Raw genomic sequence first — 18,147 nt, 5'->3', positions numbered from 1 at the left:
GTCGTCGCCGTGCCGGATGACGTAACTCACGGGAAGCCGGGCCGGCCGGTCCGCCTGCCCGTCGTCGGTGCGGACGGTCTCCAGGTGCCCGGTCGCCCATGACCTCCACCACCGCCCGCTCCGCGGCCGCCTTGCGGGCGGGGTAGTCCTCGGTATGCGAACCGGGGGACGGCGGGCGCAGCGGGGCCGTCTCGGTGAGCGGCCTCGGGACGGGCCAGTGATAGGCCATCAGACTGGAGACATAACTGTAGTGGCCGACGCTGCCGGCCAGCAGGGACGCCGACTCCCGCACCGCCTCGGCCCGCCCCGCCCAGGTGTCGACGACCGCGTCCCAGGAACGCCCGCGCAGGGCGGCGAGGTCGGCGGGATCGGTGCGGTCCCCGGTCAGCCGCTCCACCCCGCCCGGGCCGCGGTTTGAGCGGTCCCAGTTGAAGGTGGTGACCTCCCAGCCGCGAGCCAGTGCGGCCTGCACCACTGCCCGCCCGACGAACACCGAACCGCCCAGGACCAGCAGCCGCACCGTGGATCGTCCCCCCGTAGACAGCGTCGGCGCGGACGCTACCCCGACTTCCCGGCAGGGGACAAGAGGTCCTGGCCGCTCGCCGTGCGCGGCGCGGTGCTCTGCGGCACCGCTTCGACGGGAACCGCCCCCGGCGGCACCGGCACATGGGCGGACGACGAAGACTTCCTCGGCAGGAGGCCGCCCAGCAGCAGGGCGGCGATGACGTAGCCGGAGTGGGCGGCTTGGACCGCGGTGCCGGTGAACGTCGAACCCCCAGCGCTGCCGACAGAGGACGTACAGCGGTGTCGGGACGGCCGAGACCGCCGTGCCGATGGCCAGGGGGCGAACGCCACCGCCACGAACGCCGCCTGACCATCCTCCTCGCCCACGGCTTCACCCCCGCGGACGCGCGCACGCTCACCGCCGCCCTCGCCCGCTTCGTCGTCGTAAAAGAATCTGAACAAAACCCACCTGCTCGGTGCTCAGATCGGCGGCTCGAACAAGGACCCCGCAACTTCGTCACCATGCACCGGTTCGCCGACTCACCCGTGGCGCGGAAGACGGATGACCGGACCCGGGAGGCGATCGACACCAAAGGCGAGACCATCGAGTACTCGGTCACGCCCGTCCACCGCACCAACGATCCGATCGACGTGGTATCCGTCGGTCTCATCCTCGGCCACCCCAAAGGGCGACTGCCGTTTCCAGGTGGGGTCCGTCGAGTTCGATGTGGTCCCGTTGCGATCCTCGGCCGCCCCAGGGGCGACCGCCATAGGCTGGCCGTCACTCGTGCCGACGCCCGCTTGGTGTTGCGGTTCTCGGCCGTCCCGAAAGACGACCGGCATGTCATGCCTGAGCGTACCCACCCCACCCAGCAAGACTTTGCGATCCTCGGCTTCCCGACGGGCGCCGCCATGACTGAGGCGTCCAGGTACCAGCCCGAGCGGAAGCTGTGGCAACCCTCGGCCGCCCCGGAAGGTGACCGCCTTGTCTGTCCGGTCGATCTCGTCCCCGAGCACCACCGGGTTGCGATCTTCGGTCGCCCCGAGGGGCGACCGCCATGCTTACCACCCACCCCAAGCTGCACTCGAAAATGCCGTTGCGATCCTCGGCCGCTCCAAAGGACGACCGCCATCGGCCTGCTAGCCAGCATCCAAGGTACTCACAGCAGTCGCGGTCCTCGGCTGCCCTGAAAGGCAACCATCATGAGGGTCTCCATGGCGTCTTTGACAGGGCAGACGTGTTGTAATCCTCGGTTGGTCTGAAGGGCGACCGCCGTCTCTGTACGTCTTCGTACGCGGTGTCTTTGACGCTTTGGTTGCGATCCTCGGCCGCACCGAAGAGCGACTGCCATGCGGCACTTGTCGGCGACTGCGAGCTTGTACACGCCGTTGCGATCCTCGGCCGCCCCCAAAGGACGACCGCCGTCGGGCGGCGGGTTGTAGCGGACCGTCCGTCCTTGGGTTCGATCCTTGGACGCCCCGAAGGACAACCGCCATACGATCCCGGGTGGGTGCTTGGCCGAGGTCGACGCGTTGCGATCCTCGGTCGCCTCGAATGGCGACCGCCGTTGGTGGCTTGGAGCCATCAGCGACTCCGGGCACGGGTTGCGATCCTCGGCTGCCCCGAGGGGCGACGCCATCCGGGGCGGCGCCCAGCGGAAGATGGTCAAGACGTGGTTACGATCCTCGGTTGCCCGAACGCCGACCGCCACCGTCGACCTTCTTCGGTGACTCGCGGGACTCCTTGCCGTTACGATCCTCCTCCACCGCTCCAAAAGCGACCGCCGTTTACTGCCGCCGACCCGATCGACACGCTGCTGAAGGCGCGATCCTCGGCTGTGCTGAAGGGCGACTGCCTTGGGCGTCCTGCTCGTCTTCGTCGAGGCAGGCGCGGAGGTTGCGATCCTCGGCCACCCCGATGGGCGATCGCCGTCATGCACCAACCCGCATATCGGCCGCTGGAGCTGCGTTGCGATCCTCAGCCGCCCCGATGGGCGGCCGACATCTACCGGGGAGGAGCCACGATCAGGACGGTTTCCTCGTTGCGATTCTCGGCCGCCCTGAAAGGCGACCGCCATCAGTGTGGCCGACACCAGCATTCGTGATGCCGATCATGTTGCGATCCTCAGCCGCCCCGAAGGGCGACCGCCATGCCATGCCTGAGCGTACCCACCCCGCCCAGCAGGACACTGCGATCCTCGGCCTCCCGACGGGCGACCGCCATACGACGCCGACTCGATCTGGACCGTCGAGGGCAACACGTTGCGATCCTCGGTCATCCCGAAGGGCGACTGCCATGTCCTGCGCCGACTAGTGCACATCGACCTGGTCGACGTGTTGCGAACCTCGGTCGCCCTGAAAAGCGACCGCCATCCTCCGCACTCTCGGTTATCGCCTGCTTCTACGCCCTGTTGCGACCGTCGGCCGCCCCGAAGGGCGACCGCCATTTGACGAAGTAATCCGTCCCCTCCGTCGTCAGGTTGTTGCGATCCTCGGCCGCCCCGAAGGGCGACCACCATTGCAGCCGTGCCCTGACTCATCAAGGCTGACGATCAATTGTGATCCTAGGCCACCCCGAAGGGTGACCGCCATGCTTCGCCTGGGCGCAGGAAGCGGCCGGTTTCGATGTTGCGATCCTAGGTCTTTCCGAAGGACGGCGGCCATGGCGGGTCATAGCGAGCGGGGTACCGGGCGTCACGATATTGCGATCCTCCACCACCCCAAGGAGACAACCCTCATTCCCGCCAATCGCCTTCTGGCCAGCCGCGGAGTTGCCGTTGCGATCATCAGCTGCCAAGGGCGACCGCCATCCACGTCCGCGCGTGGCTCGATGCCTGGACCCAGCCGTTGAGATCCTCGGCCACCCGAACGACGACCGCCGTGCCGGTTGCGCTTGTCGCCGTCGATCGTGTCGAAGACGTTGCGATCCTCGGCCGCTCAGAAGAGCGACCGCCATCCTATGGCTTTGAGGTCGGTCACCTCGTGGACCCGCGGTTGCGATCCTCGGCCGCCCCCGAAGGGCGACCGCCATGTCGCCGGTGGCGATGAGGTGGCTGACGACCTGGTGGTTGCGATCTTCGGACGCGCCGAGGGACGACCGCTATCTGGACCGGCGTGACCACCGTACCCATGAGGGCCTGATTGCGATCCTCAGCCGCCCCAAGGGGCGACCGCATAGTAGGTGCGGGTCTCCAGGGTGAGCGAGCCAGGGAAGTCGCGATCCTTGGCCGCGCCTAAGCGCGACCGCCATTCGATTGCCCGTTCGTGAATGAGGCCTGCGAGTGCAAGTTGCGATCCTCGGCCGCCCCGAAAGGCCACGCCAGCTGCATCACGTCTTCTTCGTACTCGCCCTCCGAGTCGTTACGATCCTTAATCGCCCTGAGAGGCGACCGCCATGCGGAGTTTCGGCGTGTTGTACAGGTAGGTCTCGTCGTTGCGATCCTTGGTCGTTCCGAAGGACAGCCATCATTGGTGGGGGCCGCCCTCCGGCACGCTCGATGATGCTGTTGCGTTTCTCGGCTGCCTCGAAGATCGACCGACATATGGCTTCGCGCCGGTTCTTCTGGATCTGCTCGTAGTTGCGATCCTCGGCCGTCCCGGACGGTGACCGACACTTAGTGTTGAGCGCGATGCCGCGCCGACTCGTCCATTCGTTGCGATCCTTGGCCGCATCAGAAACGATCACTAAATGGCAAACGCACTAGTTGCGAGGCTACTCGGTGGTCTGAATGGTCATGCGGGAGGTTCGATGCCTCGTTGGGAGTGGTAGGAGCCGACCCACTGGTACAGGTCACCGGCGATTTCGATGGCGTGGCCGGCGTTGATCGCCAGTTCCAGCTCCCGTTTGGGGATGGATGCCATGTGTTCCTGCAGGGTTCGGGAGGTCGATGGTGTCGGCAGGCCGCGGCGGAGTTGGTCGATTGCCTTCTGGGCGGTCTGTAGCGGTTCTTCTTTGAGGTGGGGACGGATGACGACCACAGCCGCGGAGTGCTCGTTGTCAATCATCCGCATGCTGTGTGCGACCTCCGGGTAGTGCAGCTTCGCTCGCAGCGCCTCGATGACTTCCCCGGTGGCTCCGTTGGGGTCCTTGGAGTGTTGTCCTGCCTGGAGGCGGTAGCGGTGTTGGTAGTACGAGCGGAGGGCGTCCAGATCGTCAGGATCAGCCCGCCCGCCGCCGAAGCGGCGGGAGGCTGCTGCGATGGCGCACGTGTTGTAGACCATCTCCGGTTTGAGGCCGTCTTGAGGGTCGAAGACGGTCATGACACTGTCCTTCGCGGGGCGCTTGCCCTCGCGGTTGATCCGACCGGCGGCCTGCTGTTCGGACTCCGGTGTTGATCTGGCGCGGTATCCGCAGGGGAAGTCGAGGTTGACGCCGGCTTCGATGAGCGAGGTCGACACGAGGAGCGTTTTCAGGCTCTTCTCCAGACGTTGTTTCGTCGCCTGGATGGTTTCTCGGCGGTGGCCGCCGGTCATGCGGGTTGACAGGTGCAAGATGCCTGGGTCTTCGTCGCGGTTCGTAGTGAACCAGATGCGATGGATCCGGCTGGCGTCCTTGGTCCCGTTGACCACGACGAGGGCCTGATCGTGCTCGGCCGCCTCGGCGGCGATGCTTGCGAGGGTCACGTTCGGGCCGGTCCGCCATTCGTACCTGACCCGGCGCAGTTGTTCGAAGAGCGGCGCGGGGTCGGCGACGACGTTGCGCTGTGGGAGGCCGGAGCGCCAGGGATTCAGTGCGGCAAGTTCCGGCTGGGTGGCCGATGACAGCACGAGGGTCACGCCGTAGTGCTCCACGAGTTCCCGCAGGCCCGAGAGGATCGGCGTCAGGAGCCCGTCGGGAAGAGCCTGGACCTCATCCAGGACGATTACAGAGTTGGCGAGCCGGTGAAGCCGACGAGTGGCCCAGGGGGTGTTTCCGAAGATTGTTTCGATCAGACGGACGGTGGTGGTGACGATGAAGGGGGCGTCCCAGTTCTCGGTCGCCAGTTTCGCCCACCGGTTCGGCTGCCCCACCTTCTGGCCGTGGCGCACGTTTGTCGAGGGGGCGGCGGACTGTCGTGCTTCGACATTTACGGCAGAGTGGTGTTCCAGCACCACGGATGGTCCTTGCTCCGGGTCCAGGAGGCTTCGGTACTCTGCTGCGTTCTGCTCCGTGATCGAGATGAACGGGACTGCGACGATGACGCGTCGCAGTCCGTGCAGGGAAGCGTGGCGGAGGGCGAAGCCTCCGCCAGTGAACGTCTTTCCGGCGCCGGTGGGAAGGTGGAGCCGGTACACGCCAGGATTGCCGGCGGCGGCCTCAAGAGCCTCCTGGTAGACGTTCTCGCGGAGCTTGTCCAGCCAGGAGGCTCCCTTGGAGCGCTGGCGTTCGCCGATTGCCTCCTGTCGGCGGGTTTCGTAGCGTTCCCACAGCCCATGCATCCCGACGTGTGGCCTGATGTGTGTGCCGGGCCTGAAGTGGGCGGCGGTGTCGAGCCGGTCAGCATCAACCACGGCCGAGTAGGTCATGCGGACCAGCATTTCCACAGCGACCTTGTCGCGGGGGTCGAGCCAGTCCGGGGCGGCTGGGCATGAGCCGTCAAGGATTTCCGGCATGATCGCGGCGACGCGATGGATGGCTTCGTCCACCTCACTGGAGTCGGCCATCAGGGCTTTCAGCCGGAGCCGGACTTCCGACCACGCGGACAGACCGGTGTGGTGTCCCTCGATCACACTGGCACAGGGCAGCAGAACGGGGACCTGCTCGGCCGCCCGGCCGAACAAGAGCGTTCCGGCGCCGTTGTGCGAGGGCCGTCTGACCTTGCGACCGGTGGTGACTTCCTCGATCAACCCCTCCTGCCACGCGCAGGCTCCTTTGCCCGTGTCGTGGTCGCGTCCGAGCCGGTAGGCAAGGTCCCCGCCACCCCATGGCTCGGCGAACCGACGAGCCAGCTCGCCCGTCCCGCGGGCGTGGTCTTCGTACGAGTGCCATGTCCCTTGATAGCCCGGCGAGTGGGCCACGAGCCTGCCCTCATGGGTCGATATTGGGTCAGCTAACACATCAACTCCACTACTTACAAGCGTATTTGACTTTCCATCAGTTATGCGCTGAGATCCGACCAGATCGCCGCATACCCCTCGAAGCGCACAGTGCAGACCTCGGGGGCGCGCGACGTAAGGAAGCTAGCCGCAGGCACTGACAATGGCCTGCGCCGGCAGGCAAGGAAGGGAACAAGTGCATGACTGCGTCACGTCCCCAAGAGCAGCGTGAGGAGAGGGGTGACCGGCCCCTTCATGTCCAGGTGGAGGCATGGGGGCCGCTGGCCTGCTTCACCCGTCCGGAACTCAAGGTCGAACGTGTTTCCTATCCGATCATGACCCCTTCCGCGGCGAGGGGCCTCCTGGAGGCCATCTTCTGGAAGCCGGAGATGACCTACCGGATCGAGCGGATCGAACAGCTCAAGCCGGTGAGGTGGACCCGCTTCCGGCGCAACGAGGTCAACAACTCGATCATCACCAAGAACGCCTACGAGAGCCTGCGGGCCAATAACGGCTACTACTACGATGTCGCCGAAGACCGCGGCCAGCGGGTCACCGTCGCCCTGAGCGATGTCGCCTACCGCATCCACGCGACCATCCACGCCACCGACCGGTGCACCGCGCCCCTGCCGAAGTACCGCGACCAGTTCGACCGTCGGCTCGCACGGGGCGCCTGTTACGAGCAACCCCATTTCGGTTGCCGTGAGTTCGCAGCCTTCTTCGGTCCCCACGGGTCGGCGGAGGAAGCTGGTGCGGTCACTCCCGTCGACCAGGCAGGCATTCCGCCCATCGACGAGCTCGGACTGATGCTCCACCACATCGATTACCTCCCGAAAGGCAAGGAGCGCTACCACTGGTTTCGAGCCAGCCTCGAGTACGGAATTCTCCACGTGCCCGACCGCCCGCTCGCCCCCGCCGAAGTCAGTGGCATGCCCGGCGCCGAGGGGCGCGCCTCCGCGGAGGAGGTGGCCTGAAATGCTGCTGCAGAGCCTTGTCCGGCAGGCCGACAGCCGCCAGGAGGACACCCCCGAGTACTACCTCGCACGTCGGGTCATGTGGCAGATCGACCTCTCCGGCACCGGCATGGGGAGCACCGAACCGCTGGTCATCGACCTTCGTCAGGAAGGGCGGAAGATCACCGCCCCGTACACCGGCCGCTCCGGGTCCAAGCCGGCACCGCTCCTGTTAGCCGACACCGCACAGTTCGCGCTCGCCCACCCCGGCCTGATCAAAGGACCGGACGGGGAAAAGACTCTCTCGATCGGTTCTGTCGACGTCACCAAGGCGAGAACTCGACATGCCGCCTACCGCGACCTGGTCACCTCCTGGTGCGACGACCACCCGCATCTTTCCCAGGCGCAGACAGTGTCCGCGTGGCTGAACAGCCAGCCGTTGAACGCGTGGCCGCTGGAGATGGACAAGGACCACCTCATCGCCATCAGCGTGGACGGCGAGTGGATCCACGACCTGCCAGAAGCCAAGAGCTGGTGGGCCGAGAAGGTCAAGAAAGCCAAGAGCGGGAAGACGGGCAAGGCGAACCAGGGCCTCTGCCTCGTGTGCGGACACGTCATGCCCCTGCTGTCCACGCTCCCGGTTCCCATCAAGGGCATCCCCAACTCCGGGATGAACACCCAGCTGGTCTGCCTCAACCAACCCGCCCACTTCCGTGCCAGCACCAAGCAACTCGGTGCCACCCCCATCTGCGTCGACTGCGGCACCAAGTCTGCCACCGCTCTGAACACGCTGCTCGCCGACCCCGAACACCGCGCCTTTGCCGACGACTCCGCCATCGTCTGGTGGACCCGCGATCCCGACACCGACACATCCATGTGGACCCTGCGCGACCCCCAGCCCGAGGAAGTGGCCCAGCTCGTCGCCGGCCTCCGCCACCCCCAAAGGGGACGAGATGCGCTGACGGTCCTCGACGAGGATGCCTTCTACGCCCTCACTCTGCGGGTGAACACCAACAGGGTCATCGTCGCCGACTGGATCACCATCCCCGTCCCCGAACTGAAACAGAGACTCGGGACCTGGTTCGCCGACCAACAGACCTGGGACGGCTGGAACAACATCTACACCTACTGGTCGGTCTGGCGACTCGCCCTCGCCTGCGCCCGCTGGGACAAGCACAAGAACAAATACATGGACACCACCGTCCCCAAGCACCTCCAGGCCGACCTCACCAAAGCCGCACTCCACGGCGCCGCACCACCAGCCCATCTCCTGCCGGTCCTCCTGCAACGCATCCGCGCCGACCACCACCTCGACCGGCCCCGCCTCGCCCTGCTACGCCTCGCCCTGATCCGTACCACCACCCGCCACAAGGAGCTCTGTGTGCCCCAGCTGAACCCCCAGTCGACCGAGCCCGGCTATGTATGCGGACGGATCATGGCCATGCTCGAAGCGATCCAGCGCAAGGCCATGCCCAAGGTCAACACCACCATCACCGACAAGTACCTGAGCACTGCCGTAGTCTCCCCCCGAGCCGTCCTCACCCGCCTCCGTATCGGAGCACGCCCGCACCTGCGCACCATCGGCCGGGCCAGCGAACCCGCAGCCAAGGCCATGGACAACAGACTGCGAGACGTCTTCGACCTGCTCGACACCATTCCCGCGCACCTGAGCACCGAGCAGCAGGCCCTGTTCATCCTCGGCTACGACCACCAGCGAGCCCACTCCGCACGTGCTGCGGCACAAGCCATCAAGGCACGGGAAGCCGGCAAGGAACTTGCCGCAGAACAGCAAGCGGACGCCCTTCCCGAAGTCTCCGCCGAGGACACCGAATCCTCGGACAGCACCCTCTGGTAGACGCCTGCCGCCACCCGTTCACCACGATGCCACTGCCCCGGAAGGACACGAGCACAACCATGACCGACGCGCACCTGGACCCCACCCGCAAGCACGACTACGTCTTCCTCATCGACGTCAAGGACGGCAACCCCAACGGTGACCCCGACGCCGGAGGCATGCCCCGCACCGACCCCATCACCGGCCAGGGCCTCATCACCGACGTCGCCCTCAAGCGCAAGATCCGCAATACCATCACCCTCGTCCACCAGGGCAAGCCCGGCTTCGAGATGTACGTAGAGCAAGGTGTTGCCCTCAACCCGCAGATCCAGCGCGCCTACATCGAAGGGGGCGCCAAGGAAGGCGAAACCGCCACCGCGCAAGAATGGATGATCCGAAACTTCTGGGACGTGCGCCTGTTCGGAGCCGTCATGTCCGTGGGCGACCAGAAGAAGCACGCCGGCAGGGCCCGCGGACCCATGCAGCTCACCTTCTCCCGCTCCATCGACCCCGTCACCCCACTCGAGGCCGGCATCACCCGTGTCGCCCCGAACAAGCCCGAGGACCTGGCCAAGGGCAAGGTCACCGAGATGGGCAACAAGCACTACGTCCCCTACGGCCTCTACCGCGGCCACGGCTTCTACTCCGGAGCCCTCGGCGCCAAGGCCCGAGTCACTCCGGAAGACCTTGCTGCCTACTGGCAGGCCCTGACCATGATGCTCGACCACGACAGGGCGTCATCCCGCGGCGAAATGGCCATCCGTGGACTGTACGTCTTCTCCCACGACGACGCCTACGGACGAGCCCCCGCACACAAGCTCTTCGACCTGATCCGCATCAAACCCCTCGGCCACAGCGAAGCACGCTCCTGGGACGACTACACCGACCGGATCACCATCGACGAAGACAAGATCCCCACCGGAGTGACCCTGACCCGGTTCATCGAATGAACTCACCCGCCAAGGAAGTCGAGGATCGCAACGTGGTGCCGTAGTCCACCCCAAGCCAGTAGCGGCGGTGGCAGTCGTCTTTGGGGATGACCGAGGATCGCAACCCTTGCCAAGAAATCTCCAATGCGGGACGCCGGGTGGGAATGACTGGCGCCTTTCCAGACAATTTTTCGGCTAACGATCGCCCCGAGGTGACCGAGGATCGCAACCTCCTCATCCTTGGCGCTGGGAAGACGTGGTGAGGCTTGGCGGTCGCCTCTCGGGGCGACCGAGGCTCGCAACACCTCGAGTGAGCGGGTAAGCGGTGCGCGCCGTGCAGATATCGGTCGTCCTACGTGGCGGGCAAGAATCGCAACGCCCCGATCGGCCACGTCCCCACACGGTGCCCGAGGATGGCGATCGCCCCTTCGGGTGGCCGAGGATCACAACGCTCAGGAACGCCTCGGCGTCGGTAACTGTCCAGTCGAGTGGCGGTCGTCTTCTGGGACGACCGAGGATCGCAACATGTAGAGACTGCCCCACGAGTAGCCGCCGACCTCCGGTGGCGGTCGTCTCCTACGGCGACCAGGGATCGCAACGATTGCTTTTCCCTCGTCCAGTACGCATGGTGGCCCAGTGGCGGTCGTCCTCTAGGGGCGACCGAGGATCGCAACACTCTTCTGAACGAGACGCACCACTGGATCGAATCGTGGCGGTCATTTTCTCCGACGGCTGAGGATCACAACTCCTGGCTCTTGATGCACCCGACGACCTCGTCGCCGTGGTGGTCGTCTGCTACGGCGACCGAGGATTGCAACACCCGCGCGGCCAAAGAGCACCAGGAGCCGATGCTTGAGTGGCGGTCGTCCTTTACTGTGACCGAGGATCGCAACACCCTGAACGTCATCGCGGCCGTCTACCGGTCCCAGCAGGGGCGGTCGTCTTCTATGGCGGCCGAGGATCGCAGCTTGACGCGGAGGGAGAGCGTGGCTCCCAGGAGGAGGGTGACGATCGTTTTCTACAGCGATCAAGGATCGCAACGCCATCTTGCCAAGCAGGTAATGTTGCGGGGTACACGTCTTGAGGTCGCCCCATGCGGCGATCGAGGATCGCAACCGCATGCTGGAGCCGCAAGAGATCGGCCGGACCATGGCCGTGGCAGTCGCTCTTCGGGACGGCCGAGGGTCGCAACCCCGGCCAGGACATTTCCAACGCCGGCCGGTGAGTGGCGGTCGTCCCCCAGGACGACCGAGGATCGCAACCACCGGGGGAGCGCCGCCAAGGGCCGGGTAATCATGGGTGCTCGTTCGGCGGGACGGCCGAGGATCGCAACCCCGCGGGCTACGTCCTCCGAGACAGCACCCAAGATGGTGGCGGACCAGCCCCCAGGCTGGCCAAGGATCGCAATGCTGAGTACTCGACTGAGTTCCGGCAATTCGTCCCCCACGGAGGTGGTCCTTCGGGTCGACCGAGGATCGCAATGTGTAGAGCTCCAAGAACGATCGCCTATCTTCGGGTGGTTGTCGTCCTCCGGGAAACCCAGGATCGCAACAGTGCGTGGACCGACTGGCGCAGGCCATCGGCGCTTCTCCAGGGCGGCTGAGCATCGAAACTAATAACGCAGACCACCATGGGCAAGCTGGATTTCCGGCTAGCGCTCGCCCGAGGTGTCCGAAAACCGCAACCTTCTTATGATCGCTGGCAACTACGAGCCAGCGGAGCGGCGGTCGGCCCTTGGGACAGCTGATGATCGCAACGCCACCACCACCTCGATAATCCGCGCCATTGGCTTTTGGTGATCGTCCTCCGCGGCGACCAAGGATCGCAACCATGCTCACGTCATGCCTGGGGAGAGAGCTTAATACGTCCAGCGGTCGCTTCCGGGGCGACCAGGCATCACAACGCCTACGCAGAGTTGATATGGGGAATGCCCGTCAGTGTTTCCGGACGCCGTACAGGGCGGCTGAGGATCGAAATATCGACGTCACGAAGTACGCAGCGCCAGGCAATTGGTGGACAATCTGGCCACCCCCAGGGTGGCCGGGAATCTCAATGCTGCGTTCGTCGAGTGGCCCACTGGCCGCACGTATCTAGCGGTTGCCCTCCGGGGCGGCTGAGGATCGCAACGGAACCCAAGCCGAAGACCTGGGTTCAGCTCTGTTCGCACTGGACAGATCCATCGCAGTGGCTGAGAATTAAACGTCTCTGTCGTCGCCAGTACCGGGCTAGCGGCGGTCGCCCTCTGAGGCGGTCGAGGATGGCAACGACTGGATCCGCGTCCCGTTCGTCGGCGAGCGTCAGTGGCGGCCGTTTTCCGCAACGACCGAGGATCGCAACAGATTGGCGCACTCGCCGTACTGGTGGTCATATATGAGGTGGCGGCCGTCCTTCGGGACGGCCGAGTATCGCAACGAGGTCTCCGCCGTTCCGTCGCCGATAGACTCTAACGTGGTGGTCGCCTTCCAGGACTACCGAGAATCTTAACGTGCTGTCGTGCCAGTACTCGTACATGCGGCGAGCGGGCGTGATGGTCGTCCTCCGGGGCCCGAGGATCGCAACTTCGACACCTTGAACGAGTACGCTACTCAGTTCACGTAACGTAGCCTTCCAAGGCGATTGAGGACCACAACTGTACGGTGGCCGGGAAGCCGTCCGTGTCTCAAATCGGTTGGTGGGCGCCGCCCACGGCGAACTGAGGATCGCAATACCATCATCTGACACGCAAACGGCCTGTTCAGGATTACTGAGGTTGAACTCGTGGTGTCATTGGGGCTGACGGCTCGTCGTCTGTGCGATATCACCAGGACATGCGGTATCCACAAGGGGGCGGGCTGACTGCCGAACGTCAGCCGTTCCGCGAGGAGTTACGACTTCGGGCGGCGGAGCGGTTCGCCTAGGGTGAGGCGAGCTCGGTGATCGCCAAGGACCTGCGCGTCAGCCTCCGCTCGGTGCAGCGATGGCCGCAAGTGTGGGACGCGGGCGGTCCGTGTGCTCTGCGGTCGCAGGGGCCGGCGTCGCTGCCGCGACTGAGCGATAAGCAGTTCGCCCAGTTGGAGGCAGAGCTGGCCAAAGGGCCGGCCGCTAACGGCTGGGAAGACCAGCGGTGGACCCTGAGCCGCGTGAAGACGGTGATCGGCCGCCGCTTCCACCTGACCTACACGATCCAGGGCGTGCGCAAGCTGCTGGTCCTTAACGGATGGTCCTGCCAGGTCCCGGCCCGACGGGCGATGGAGCGGGACGACGATGCGGTGGCCGGGTAGGTCAAAGAGGTGTGGCCCTGCGCGGAAGGCTCGCGGCGGTGAGTGGAGCCTGGCTGGTCTTCGAGGACGAAGCCGGATTCTCCATGACGCCGCCGCAGGCGAAAACTTGGTCTCAGCGCGGCCGGACCCCGGTGGTGCGGGTCCGCGGCCGTTCCCGCAGACGGATATCGATCGCCGCGCTGACCTGCTACAAACCCGGCCACCGCTCGAGGCTGATCTATCGGCCGCGCCGGGACGACGGCTCGCGCGACGGACGCAAAAGCTTCTCCTGGCGCGACTACCGCGACCTGCTGACCGTCGCCCACCAGCAGCTCGGCGGCCCCATCGTCCTCGTCTGGGACAACCTGAACGTCCACAAAGCCGCCGACCTGCAGGAAGGGGCGGCAGCCCGGGGCTGGCTTACCATCTACTACCTGCCGCCCTACGCACCCGACCTCAACCCCGTCGAAGGCATCTGGTCACTACTGCGACGCGGCTGGCTCTCCAACGTCGCCTTCTCCACTCCCGAACACCTCGTCCAGCGCATCCGACGCGGCCTACGCCACATCCAGTACCGCAGCGACCTCAAAGACGGCTGCCTCGCCGAGACCGGTCTGACCATCATGCCCGCCTGAGCAACCCAGCGACATCACAAGTTCAACCTCAGGAGTCCACCGAGGGACCGGCCAAGGGCATGGTCGTCCGGTTCGCCGGTAGGGGCCCCTTTTGACGGCCCCGGCGGCGTGCTGATGAGCCCAGACGATCGTGGAGTCGACCGAGACGATCCAGTCGAGGTCGCCTTTGGCGTCGGCTTGGGCCAGCAAGGCGGTGAACACGCGTCCTCTTGTAGTGCGGCAGGTTTCTCCAGACACCGGTGATTCGTATGCCTGGCGGGGAGTAGGCGCCCTCAGGGGGATGCTGCGGTACGTGCCGATCCGTCGGTGTGGTCTTTGGAGCATGTCCCGCACCTGGTTCGGCCTCGCCTGATGTTGGTCAAGGCCACCGTGACTTCGGTCCCGCACGCACAACGGCAGCGCCACCGGTCGGTGGTCATGCCGGGGTAGGTTTCCAGGGGCTCGAACCCGGCCCGGCGGGCCTCGGCAGCGGCGGTTGCCGGATCAGTTCGGCCGCCGGCCCGGGGGCACTTCTTGCACCCCGTCGTTCCTGACCGGACGAAGGACAGACGCGTCGTGACCTTGTTCCCGCAGGAGCAGCGGCAGTTCCATGGGTCCGTGGTCCGGCCGGGGTAGGGAACCAGCGGTTGGAACCCGGCTGCTTGCATCTCGGCTGCGGCTCGCTCGGCGTTCGACGACTTGGCGGAGCAGAAGCGGCAGCGGGTTCCTCCGTTGCTGACGTTGGAGTAGGTGGGGGTGCTCTCGCGGCTGCATGTGGTGCAGCGGCAGTGCCAGGGGGTCTGACTGGTGCGGTAGGGCTCCAGCGGTTCGAACCCGGCTGCCCGCATCACCCCCTCTGCCTTTGGTGCGTTCGCCGCAGCACGCTTGGCCTGCGCCGCTCTGGTGCGGCAGATGCGGCAGCCCTGACTTCCGTTGAGTACGGCGTTGAAGGTGGGCCGGCCCTCGTGCCCGCACGTGGTGCACCGGGAGGGCCAGGTGGCGTTCGTGCGGTCCGGGTAGGGAACGAGCGGCTCGTACCCCCGGGCGCGCATCTCCCCGGCGGCGGCCTCGGCATTGAAGAGGAAGGCGGCGCGGGGCCGGGCGCCGGCCCGGGGAGCGTAGGCGCCGGGTGCGCGGCGGGTCTCCTCCTCGACCATGGCCCACACCTCGTCCGCGGTGACGCGGTCGCTGGAGCAGGTCTCGCTCCATCCGTTCGGCATGACGTCCATGGTGAGGAACGGACACAGCTTGTCGCCGCGCAGACGGTCCAGTACGGCCTGCTCGACGTCGTACGCGGCAGCGCCGGTCGTGAAGTCGCGAGCCCGGTACAGCTCCCACCCCTGACGCTTGTGCTGCAGAAGACGGGAGGTGTAGCCGGTGCAGGCGCCGATACCGACCTTGACCGCGTTCCACTCCCGGTGGGTGATCACGTAGAGCTTCGCCGGCCCGGCCAGGTCGATGCCGTGGGTGGCGCACATCCGGCATCCCTTGCCGGTACGGACACCGGTCAGCCGAAGATGCACTTCGTGCCCCGCCGGGCAGCGGCACAGCCACCGCTTGTCACTGCCGGGGTACGGCTCCAGCGGCTCGAACCCAGCCGCCCGCATCTCGGCCGCGCACGCCGTGGGGTCGAGCGGCGCGCTTCCCGCGCAGTGTCCGCAACGGTGCCCGCGGCCCTTGACCCCGGAGTACAGGGGCCTCGACTCCTTCCCGCACGTGGTGCAGCGGCAGTGCCAGCCCACCGAAGCGCCGGGATACGGCTCCAGCGGCTCGAAGCCGTGCGCCCGCATCAGGGCGGTGGCCTCGGCCGGGTCGGTACGGCGGGCAGCAGCCCGCTGCTTGTATCCCTCCGCCCGGCAGACCGGGCACGGGTCGTAGCCGCTGCGAACGCTCGACGCCTTCACCCGGACCACCTCGCCGCAAGCCGCATGGCGGCAGCTCCACGGTGCGGCGGCGGACAGGTACGGCTCCAGCGGCTCGTACCCTGCCGCGCGCATCATGGCCTCCGCTCTTTCGGCGTTGGCCTCGCGTTGCCGTCGGCCGCGGGCCCTGCGGTTGCACGTGGCGCAGCCCGACGCGACCTTCTCCTTGATCAGGTTGCGGACCGCGGACAGTCGTGGGGTGCCGGCGGCCCCGCACGTGGTGCATCGGCAGCTCCATGGCGTCTGGCTGTTGCAGTAGGGCTCCAGCGGCTCCAGACCAACCGACCGCATGTCCGCCTCGGCTCGCTCGGTTCCGCCGGCGCGCTCCTGAAAGATCGCCCGGCGGCTCTCCTTCGCGCACGCCGTGCACCCGACCCGTCCAGCGCTGAGATACGCCGGTCGCGGGGAGACGATGTTTCCGCACGGCAGGTGCCGGGACCGCCACGGCTTCCCGCTCCCGGGGTAGGGCTCCAGCGGCTCGTATCCGGCCGCCCGCATCGCGATGGTGTGCCTGGCCCCGGCTGCTTCACCGCGCGAGCGCCCTGCCTCCTCGCGGTCGGAGGAAGGAGTGCGGGAGTATGAGCGAACCATGCGACGATTCTCGCTCTTCAGGGCGAGCAACGAGCCCTGGTTCGTGGTTCTCCCCCAGAATCGGCTCGCGTGGGTGCCGGCTGTCGTCCGGTTCCATGACGACCACCCGGGGGAGACCCTGTTGTTCCGTTTTATCGCGTCGCGACCGGCCGCGTGCTGATGGGTTCTGTCGGATCATTAAATAGACGTTCGCGTCCCAGGCGCTCAGCCCTGCTCGCTTACAGCAATGTCGGCAGCCGGGCCCATAGGCGCTTCCGTTCTCAGCGCCGAAGAGGCTGTGCGTCGTCGGCCGGGGTCGGTTTCCTACCGTGCCTACGGCTCGCGGGCCCGCCGGGCGGGAAGCCGTCGCTCGCGAGTTCCACGCTGCCGAGGGGCCTCGGACGGGCGACAGAAAGCGAGCCGACTTCCGGAGCGGTCGAGCGTCGACCGGTTGATGGCCAAAGGGGCTGTGTTCCGTGAACCGGCGCGATGTCGGTGCCCGACAGTTTGGTGGTGCGTGGGCGTACGTCGTCCGTGTGCAGTGGGGTCTCCCGTATTCCTGATGACTCATCAGGTAAGTCAGCATTCGGTCAGTATGAGTCCCCACGTGCTCTGGGGTGATCGCCCCAACAGACGCCTGAGTGAAGGGAAAGACCAGGTGGGAACCCGTCTCGACCCACCGGAGCGATGTTCCTCACAAACATGGTTCGGCGCGTGCCAGTGTACAGTCGAGGCCGCCCTTGACCTGCACAAAGTAGGCAGGGAGCCGTCTCAGAGGAGTCCCAAGTGCTGCGCACTCTGTTCAAGTCCAAGATTCACCGCGCCACCGTGACCCAGGCCGACCTGCATTACGTGGGATCGGTCACGATCGATGCCGAGCTGATGGAAGCCGCCGATCTGCTTCCCGGTGAACTGGTGCACATCGTCGACATCACCAACGGTGCCCGTCTGGAGACCTACGTCATCGAGGGCGAGCGGGGTTCCGGTGTGATCGGGATCAACGGGGCCGCCGCGCATCTCGTGCACCCCGGTGATCTGGTCATCCTGATCAGCTACGCGCAGATCGACGACGTGGAGGCGCGCACCTTCGTCCCGAGCGTGGTGCACGTGGACGCGGACAACCGGATCGTCGAGCTGGGGAACGACGCCTCCGCGCCGGTGCCGGGTACGCCCACCGAGCGCAGCCCGTACGCGGTCCCGTCGGCCCGCTGACCGGGGCACCGGCAGAGCGCGGTACGGGGCCGGGAGCGCGGTCGTCCGGAACGCACGGGCCGCCGTTCGGCGGGCAGCCCGCCGTATCGGCGGTCGGCCTGGACATTGGGCGAACGGGTGCTCCGACCGCTGGAACGGCATGCGGTCCCGGTGTGCGAGGTGTGGTCCCGGCAGGCGCGGGCAGCCGCAGCGGGAGACGGTGGGGATGAGCCCCACTCGTACCGTTCGCACCATGGGAGGGTCGCGATGACCCAGCCGTACCCCGATCCCGTCCATCCGTCGCCCGTGCCGAGCCCGCCGCCGGTGCCCGGGCCGCCGACACCGGTGCCGACTCCGCCGCCAGTGCCGCCGGGGC

The 18,147-nt window shown here is 66.4% G+C and carries 7 protein-coding genes and 3 pseudogenes; 6 read left to right on the top strand and 4 right to left on the bottom strand.

The window, feature by feature from the left end:
• On the bottom strand, positions 1-520 hold a 520-nt coding region (locus ACWD3D_RS18875), incomplete at its 3' end, for an NAD-dependent epimerase/dehydratase family protein (protein WP_451461973.1).
• 432 nt (positions 521-952) lie between these two features.
• On the opposite strand from ACWD3D_RS18875, the pseudogene ACWD3D_RS18870 reads away from it, so the two are divergent.
• Positions 953-1,173 (top strand): annotated as a pseudogene (locus tag ACWD3D_RS18870) (DNA/RNA non-specific endonuclease); the annotation flags it as partial.
• Between the two features lie 3,063 nt (positions 1,174-4,236).
• Here ACWD3D_RS18870 and ACWD3D_RS18865 read toward each other — a convergent pair.
• Entirely contained in the window at positions 4,237-6,501 is a 2,265-nt protein-coding gene (locus tag ACWD3D_RS18865; protein WP_451461972.1) for a CRISPR-associated endonuclease Cas3'', read from the bottom strand.
• Between the two features lie 218 nt (positions 6,502-6,719).
• Here ACWD3D_RS18865 and cas5c point away from each other — a divergent pair, with 218 nt between their 5' ends.
• The 4 genes and pseudogenes from cas5c (at position 6,720) to ACWD3D_RS18845 (ending at position 14,109) form a co-directional block, all read left to right on the top strand.
• Positions 6,720-7,493 (top strand): type I-C CRISPR-associated protein Cas5c, encoded by a 774-nt coding sequence (cas5c, locus tag ACWD3D_RS18860; protein ID WP_451461971.1) that lies wholly within the window; start codon positions 6,720-6,722, stop codon positions 7,491-7,493.
• Between the two features lies 1 nt (position 7,494).
• Positions 7,495-9,327 carry a type I-C CRISPR-associated protein Cas8c/Csd1 gene (gene cas8c, locus ACWD3D_RS18855; protein ID WP_451461970.1) on the top strand — a complete coding sequence of 611 codons (1,833 nt, stop codon included), beginning with the start codon at positions 7,495-7,497 and terminating at the stop codon, positions 9,325-9,327.
• 59 nt (positions 9,328-9,386) lie between these two features.
• A complete protein-coding gene (gene cas7c, locus ACWD3D_RS18850) occupies positions 9,387-10,256 on the top strand; it encodes a type I-C CRISPR-associated protein Cas7/Csd2 (protein ID WP_451461969.1) in 870 nt (289 codons plus the stop codon).
• 2,786 nt (positions 10,257-13,042) lie between these two features.
• A pseudogene (locus ACWD3D_RS18845) lies at positions 13,043-14,109 on the top strand (IS630 family transposase).
• A gap of 32 nt (positions 14,110-14,141) precedes the next feature.
• Here ACWD3D_RS18845 and ACWD3D_RS18840 read toward each other — a convergent pair.
• Both ACWD3D_RS18840 and ACWD3D_RS18835 read right to left on the bottom strand, forming a co-directional pair.
• Positions 14,142-14,325 (bottom strand): annotated as a pseudogene (locus ACWD3D_RS18840) (IS5/IS1182 family transposase); the annotation flags it as partial.
• A 56-nt stretch (positions 14,326-14,381) separates the two neighbouring features.
• On the bottom strand, positions 14,382-16,601 hold the full coding sequence (locus tag ACWD3D_RS18835; protein WP_451461968.1) for a hypothetical protein: 2,220 nt from the start codon (positions 16,599-16,601) through the stop codon (positions 14,382-14,384).
• Between the two features lie 765 nt (positions 16,602-17,366).
• Between ACWD3D_RS18835 and panD the strand changes: the two genes are divergently transcribed.
• On the top strand, positions 17,367-17,792 hold the full coding sequence (gene panD, locus ACWD3D_RS18830) for an aspartate 1-decarboxylase (RefSeq protein WP_451461967.1): 426 nt from the start codon (positions 17,367-17,369) through the stop codon (positions 17,790-17,792).
• Positions 17,793-18,147 lie beyond the last annotated feature (355 nt).

Source organism: Streptomyces sp. NPDC002690, from assembly GCF_053592415.1.
This window is presented reverse-complemented; position numbering and strand designations above follow the sequence as displayed.

Coding starts and splice junctions, on each gene's coding strand:
- cas5c (WP_451461971.1), top strand. CDS start 6,720: ATGACTGCGTCACGTCCCCAAGAGCAGCGTGAGGAGAGGGGTGACCGG.
- cas8c (WP_451461970.1), top strand. CDS start 7,495: ATGCTGCTGCAGAGCCTTGTCCGGCAGGCCGACAGCCGCCAGGAGGAC.
- cas7c (WP_451461969.1), top strand. CDS start 9,387: ATGACCGACGCGCACCTGGACCCCACCCGCAAGCACGACTACGTCTTC.
- ACWD3D_RS18835 (WP_451461968.1), bottom strand. CDS start 16,601: ATGGTTCGCTCATACTCCCGCACTCCTTCCTCCGACCGCGAGGAGGCA.